This is a genomic window from Bacillus sp. LR_5, assembly GCF_042709275.1.
In genome coordinates, this window is sequence record NZ_JAVAXX010000361.1 from 1 (window position 1) to 5,470 (window position 5,470).

4 protein-coding genes are annotated in these 5,470 nt (G+C 43.9%); 1 reads left to right on the forward strand and 3 read right to left on the reverse strand.

The genetic code is table 11. The annotated features are described in order from the left end of the window. Positions 1-183 (reverse strand): putative DNA-binding protein (locus RAC86_RS34600; RefSeq protein WP_377886065.1); only part of this gene is annotated, 183 nt, incomplete at its 3' end. A gap of 176 nt (positions 184-359) precedes the next feature. Here RAC86_RS34600 and RAC86_RS34605 point away from each other — a divergent pair. After that, positions 360-845: an Ig-like domain-containing protein gene (locus tag RAC86_RS34605; protein ID WP_003245834.1), complete on the forward strand. Its 486-nt coding sequence runs from the start codon at positions 360-362 to the stop codon at positions 843-845. Between the two features lie 36 nt (positions 846-881). On the opposite strand, the gene ftsY is transcribed toward RAC86_RS34605, so the two are convergent. Together ftsY and smc are read right to left on the reverse strand one after the other, a co-directional pair. Then, positions 882-1,871: a signal recognition particle-docking protein FtsY gene (ftsY, locus tag RAC86_RS34610; RefSeq protein WP_003232026.1), complete on the reverse strand. Its 990-nt coding sequence runs from the start codon at positions 1,869-1,871 to the stop codon at positions 882-884. A gap of 19 nt (positions 1,872-1,890) precedes the next feature. Further along, positions 1,891-5,451 (reverse strand): chromosome segregation protein SMC, encoded by a 3,561-nt coding sequence (gene smc / locus RAC86_RS34615; protein ID WP_377886626.1) that lies wholly within the window; start codon positions 5,449-5,451, stop codon positions 1,891-1,893. Positions 5,452-5,470: the final 19 nt, after the last annotated feature.

Here is a 5,470-nt window from a genome sequence, read left to right on the forward strand (position 1 = left end):
TGCTTCTGTTCGTTTGATGTTATCATAAACAGCTTGTCTTGAAACCTCATATTCTTCGGCTATTTCGCCTAGGGAGAAATCGTCCAAATAATAAAGCGACATATAGCTCTTCTGTTTTGACGTCAACAACGACTGATAAAAATCAAACAGATAATTCATTCTCGTTGTCTTTTCGAGTGACATTTGAGCTCTCCCCTTTGTTAAGTCAAATCCCTTTACGATAACTTAGTTTACACGGTTTTAATGACACTGTCAAGTTTTTATCTTGTCAAAGCCGCGATTAACTTTTCCAAAATACGCTAAATATCATCCAATTTATTCCGATATTGTATATGAACCCTATTTTAAGGAGGATTTTTATGAAAAAAATCGGTTTATTGTTTATGTTATGTCTGGCAGCCCTGTTTACAATAGGTTTCCCGGCACAGCAAGCAGACGCTGCTGAGGCACCTTATAAGGCCTCAATCACAAATATCAGCACAGATGGAGGGGTATACGGTAAAATCAATTACGGACAAGGTCAATATTGGCGAGTCAAGTACAATATTACAGTAAGCGGCAAATTACTCGACCAAAACGGACAGCCAGTGCCAAACGCGCCCGTAAGATTTGAAGCGGACACGAAGGTCGGAAACACAACACAAACTGCTTCAGGAACGACTGATGCAAACGGAACATTTGAGGTTCCAATGTATTTGGGGCCAGCTGCTGGTTACTATACGTATTACACATCTGTTTCCGTTCATTACTATGACATCATCCCATTCAGAGTTTTTTCTGGTGAGTCAAGACTGGTATCCACTGATAACAGCCTTTATCATTTCGCCTATCAAGTAAGAAGATAAAAAAGAAAAAGGCCCCAAGATGTTGGGGCCTTTTTCTTAATCGTCGGCTTTTTCCACTAAATCTGAAAAGAGTCCGTACACATAGGATTCTGGATCAAATTCCTGAAGGTCATCAACTTTTTCTCCTAAACCGACTAGTTTAACCGGGATGTGAAGCTCGTTGCGAATCGCAAGGACGATACCGCCTTTTGCCGTACCGTCAAGCTTCGTTAAAGCAATGCCGGTAACATTTGTTGCTTTAGAGAATTCTTTTGCCTGAGCCATTGCATTTTGGCCGGTCGTGGCATCAAGGGCAAGCAGCACCTCATGCGGAGCTTCAGGAACTTCTCTTTCGATAACACGTTTTACTTTTTCAAGCTCTTTCATGAGATTTACTTTGTTTTGGAGACGCCCTGCCGTATCACAAATTAATACATCGGCATTTCTTGCTTTCGCAGCATGAACAGCATCGTAGATGACAGCTGCCGGATCGCTTCCGGCCGTCTGCTTAATGACAGGCACTCCTGTACGCTCTCCCCATACTTCCAGCTGTTCAATGGCTCCCGCTCTGAAAGTGTCTCCGGCGGCAAGTACGACAGATTTTCCTTCTTGTTTCATTTTATGAGCAAGCTTTCCGATCGTTGTTGTTTTCCCGACACCGTTTACACCTACCAGAAGGATTACGTTTAAACGCCCATCCTGGATGTTCAGTTCTGAAATTTGCTCATCTCCGCTGTTATAAATCTCGACCAGTTTCTCAGAAATCACTGACTGGACTTCCTTTGGATCTTGAATATTTCTGCGTTTGACTTCTTTTTTCAGCTCATCTATTAATTCCATAACGGTTGTAAAACCGACATCCGCGCTGATAAGAACCTCTTCAAGCTCTTCGAAGAAATCCTCATCCACTTTACGGTAACGGGATACAAGATCATTCACTTTGTTTTGAAAGGAGTTTCTTGTTTTTTCAAGGCCATCCTTAAACTTTTCAGATACGGAATCTGTCTGTTTTGTGATTTTCTCTTTTAATTTTTTAAAAAAGCTCATCTTTTAACCTCTTTCCTCGTTACTGAACGAATTCTTTTGTTTCTTCCAGCTTAACGGAGATTACCTTGGAAACACCGGATTCCTGCATGGTTACGCCATAAAGCACATCCGCTTCTTCCATCGTTCCTTTTCTGTGGGTAATCACAATAAACTGGGTATCACTGCTGTATTTTTTTAAATACTGCGCAAACCGGAACACATTCGCTTCGTCGAGCGCAGCCTCTACTTCGTCAAGGACGCAAAACGGCACTGGACGAACCTTTAGGATTGAGAATAAGAGCGCTATAGCAGTAAGCGCACGCTCTCCGCCTGACAGGAGGTTTAAGTTTTGCAGCTTTTTCCCCGGCGGCTGAGCGATAATCTCGACTCCTGAATGAAGCAGATCGTTAGGATCGGTGAGCCTCAGTTCAGCTCGCCCTCCTCCGAATAAGGAGCGAAAAACTTGATCAAAGTGTGAGCGGATTTGAACGAATGTGTCGTTAAAGCGCTTCGTCATTTCTTCATCCATTTCTTCAATCACTTGGAACAAGGTATTTTTCGCTTCTGTTAAATCTTCTTTTTGTTCCGACAGAAACTTGTACCGTTCGTTGACCCTCTCAAACTCATCTATGCTTCCGAGGTTCACAGTACCCAGCTCTTCAATTGCGAGTTTAATCAGCTTCACGCGCTTTCTGGCTTCCTCTGGATCAGTTTCAAGCTGATATTTCTCTTTTGCCCCCTCAAAGGACAAGCTGTATTCCTCCCGTAAGTATTGGAGTAAATTATCAAGCTCGACTTCCATTCGTCCAAGTTTGACTTCTTCGTCTTTTAAGAGCGTTGTTTTTTGTTTATACAGGCGTTTCATTTCTTTCAGCTCACGCTCATACGTATCAAGCCCATGCTGAAGCTTGATGCGCTGATCGCGCCTTAATGCAATCAGTTCGATCGTTTTCGTTTTGTCATTCAATTTATGTTTTGCTGCTTCTTCCAGCTTTTCTTCGCCGCTGGTGCTAGATGACATCTCTGACGTTAAGAAGCTTAAGTCTTCTTTTGCTTCTTTTAACGCAAGCTCTGTTTCAGTGAGCTCTTTCTTTAATCTGGCAAGGTTGTCCTCTTCCCCCTTGCATGCCTGCTCTTTTTTGGCCGCAGCGATCTTCAGCTCAGTCAGCTCGTTGGAGAGAGACTCTTTCGTTGAGGATTGCGTTTGTTTTTGTTTTGTCAGTTTGTCTATGTCCTCTTCAAGCTGTTTCATCTTTTCAGATACGGCAGAGAGCCCTTCTTCAAGCTTGCGTTTGCGCACTTTTCTCTCTTCATCGCTTTCTGACAGAGCAGATTTTTCTTGGTCATAGAGCTCTAAATGGGTATTGATATTTTTCTCGGCAACTTGAAGTTCGTACAGCTGGCCTTTCACATCCTGCTGCTTTAACCTTAAGCCTTCCCCGGTTTCTCTTAAGTCAGCCAGTTTTTTCTCCATATCCTGAATGGAGTGCTTAAGGGTTTTGACCTCTTGTTCAAGCAGAGCTGTTTTCTCTTCCATTTCAGCGAGCCGTTTCGTCACATCTTCTAGCTCCCGGCTTCTTCCGAGGAGGGAGTTATTTTTCTTTTTAACCGCGCCGCCCGTCATTGAACCACCGGGGTTCACAACATCTCCCTCAAGGGTTACGATGCGGTACCGGTGCCCGAGAAGCTTCGCAAGCTCGTTTGCGCTCTTTAAGTCCTCTGTGATCAGAACGGTTCCAAGAAGATTCTGGATGACGCTTCGATACGCAGGATCAAATGTGACAAGTTCACTGGCAACCCCGAGAAATGATGAATGCCGGGCGGCTGTTTCCGCGTCACGGCTTTGAAGCTGGCGGTCTCTAATAACAGAAAGAGGCAGAAACGTCGCCCGGCCGAAGGAATTCTGCTTTAAATATTGAATCGCTTTTCGGGCAGATTGTTCATCGTCGGTCACGACATGCTGAGCAGAAGCGCCGAGCGCTATTTCAATGGCCGTTTCATACTTTTGTTCTGTAGAAATCAGCTCAAGAACCGCTCCGCGAATTCCACCAAGGCGCTCTTTCGCTTTTAGCACTTCTTTAACACCTTGATAAAAGCCGGAGAAATCTCCCTGCATCGTCTCAAGCATGTCCTTTTTTGATCTCGCTTGCTGAACGTATTGGTATGCCTGATACAGAGCGGATTCATTTTTTTCGTATTGGCGCTTTTTCTGCTCATATTTTGTCTGCATATCACGATATGCACCGACTTGACTGTGAATCTCCTGCTCAATTCGGGCAAATTCCGTTTCACATGCGGCTTTACGCGCAGAAATATCACGCCGTTCCTGCAGGTGCTTTTCATTGTTGTCCGCAAGTCTCTGCAATGTGACAGCGGATTGGGACATCTGGTCATCAAGAAGCTGGAGTTCGTTGCGTATCGAAGCCTGGCTGTTTAACAGCTCAAAATAATCACTTTTCAGCTGCTCGATTTTCTCTTCGACATTTTCATTGTGAAGACTGAGAGCCTGCTGTTTTTCTTTTACTTGCGCCCTTAACTGCTTCACCTCAGCCTGAAGCGTTTCGAAGATAGCTTCCTGCTTCGAAAGCTCTTCTTTCAGAACCGTTTCTTTTTGCTGAAACTGAACGATGGCTTCTTCAAGCTGTTCTTGGTTTTGCACAGCGTTTTTCTTTCGTTCTTTCAGGACTTCTTTACGGCCTTCAAGCTTTTCAAGCTCCTCACTAGTTACCAGTAAAACTTGCTGGAGCTCATCTACTGACTCATCAAGCGCTTGTATTTTGTCCCTTGTATCCTCAATCTTTGCTTCTTTCGCAGAAATAGCAGACGATTCAGCAAGCTCTTCTTCTTTTGCCATCTGCACTTTCTCTTTAAGAGTCGACCATTTACCATGCAGCTCTTCGATATCATAGGCAGTCAGCGCAATTTCAACATGCTCCAGCTCTTTCTTTTTCTCAAGGTAGTCTTTCGCTATTGAAGCTTGAATTTTAAGAGGTTCAACCTGCCCTTCAAGCTCATGTAATATATCTTCTACCCGATTTAGATTGTCCTGTGTCTCAAACAGTTTATTTTCTGCTTTTTTCTTTCTCGTTTTATATTTAAGCACCCCGGCCGCTTCTTCAAAGATACTGCGGCGATCCTCCGCTTTACTGCTCAGGATCTCTTCCACTTTCCCTTGGCTGATAATAGAAAATGCTTCTTTACCAAGCCCAGAGTCCATAAATAAATCAATAATATCTTTCAAGCGGCATGGCTGATTGTTAATCAGAAACTCACTCTCACCTGCTCTGTACACACGTCTTGTGACACTCACCTCGTGGAAGTCAATTGGCAAGAAATGATCATCATTATCAAGAGTAAGCGTAACTTCAGCTAGATTTAATCGCTTTCTTGAATCACTCCCGGCAAAAATGATGTCTTCCATTTTTCCGCCGCGAAGAGAGCGTGCCGATTGTTCGCCGAGAACCCAGCGAATGGCATCCGTGATGTTGCTTTTTCCGCTTCCGTTCGGCCCGACAACCGCTGTCACGCCTTTAACGAAGTCTACGGAAATCCGTTCTGCAAATGATTTAAATCCTATAACGTCTAAACGTTTGAGGAACATAGCGATCCTCCTTATGTAA

Excerpts from the sequence above, each read along its gene's own strand:
- ftsY (WP_003232026.1), bottom strand. The coding sequence starts at position 1,871 with ATGAGCTTTTTTAAAAAATTAAAAGAGAAAATCACAAAACAGACAGAT.
- smc (WP_377886626.1), bottom strand. The coding sequence starts at position 5,451 with ATGTTCCTCAAACGTTTAGACGTTATAGGATTTAAATCATTTGCAGAA.
- RAC86_RS34605 (WP_003245834.1), top strand. The coding sequence starts at position 360 with ATGAAAAAAATCGGTTTATTGTTTATGTTATGTCTGGCAGCCCTGTTT.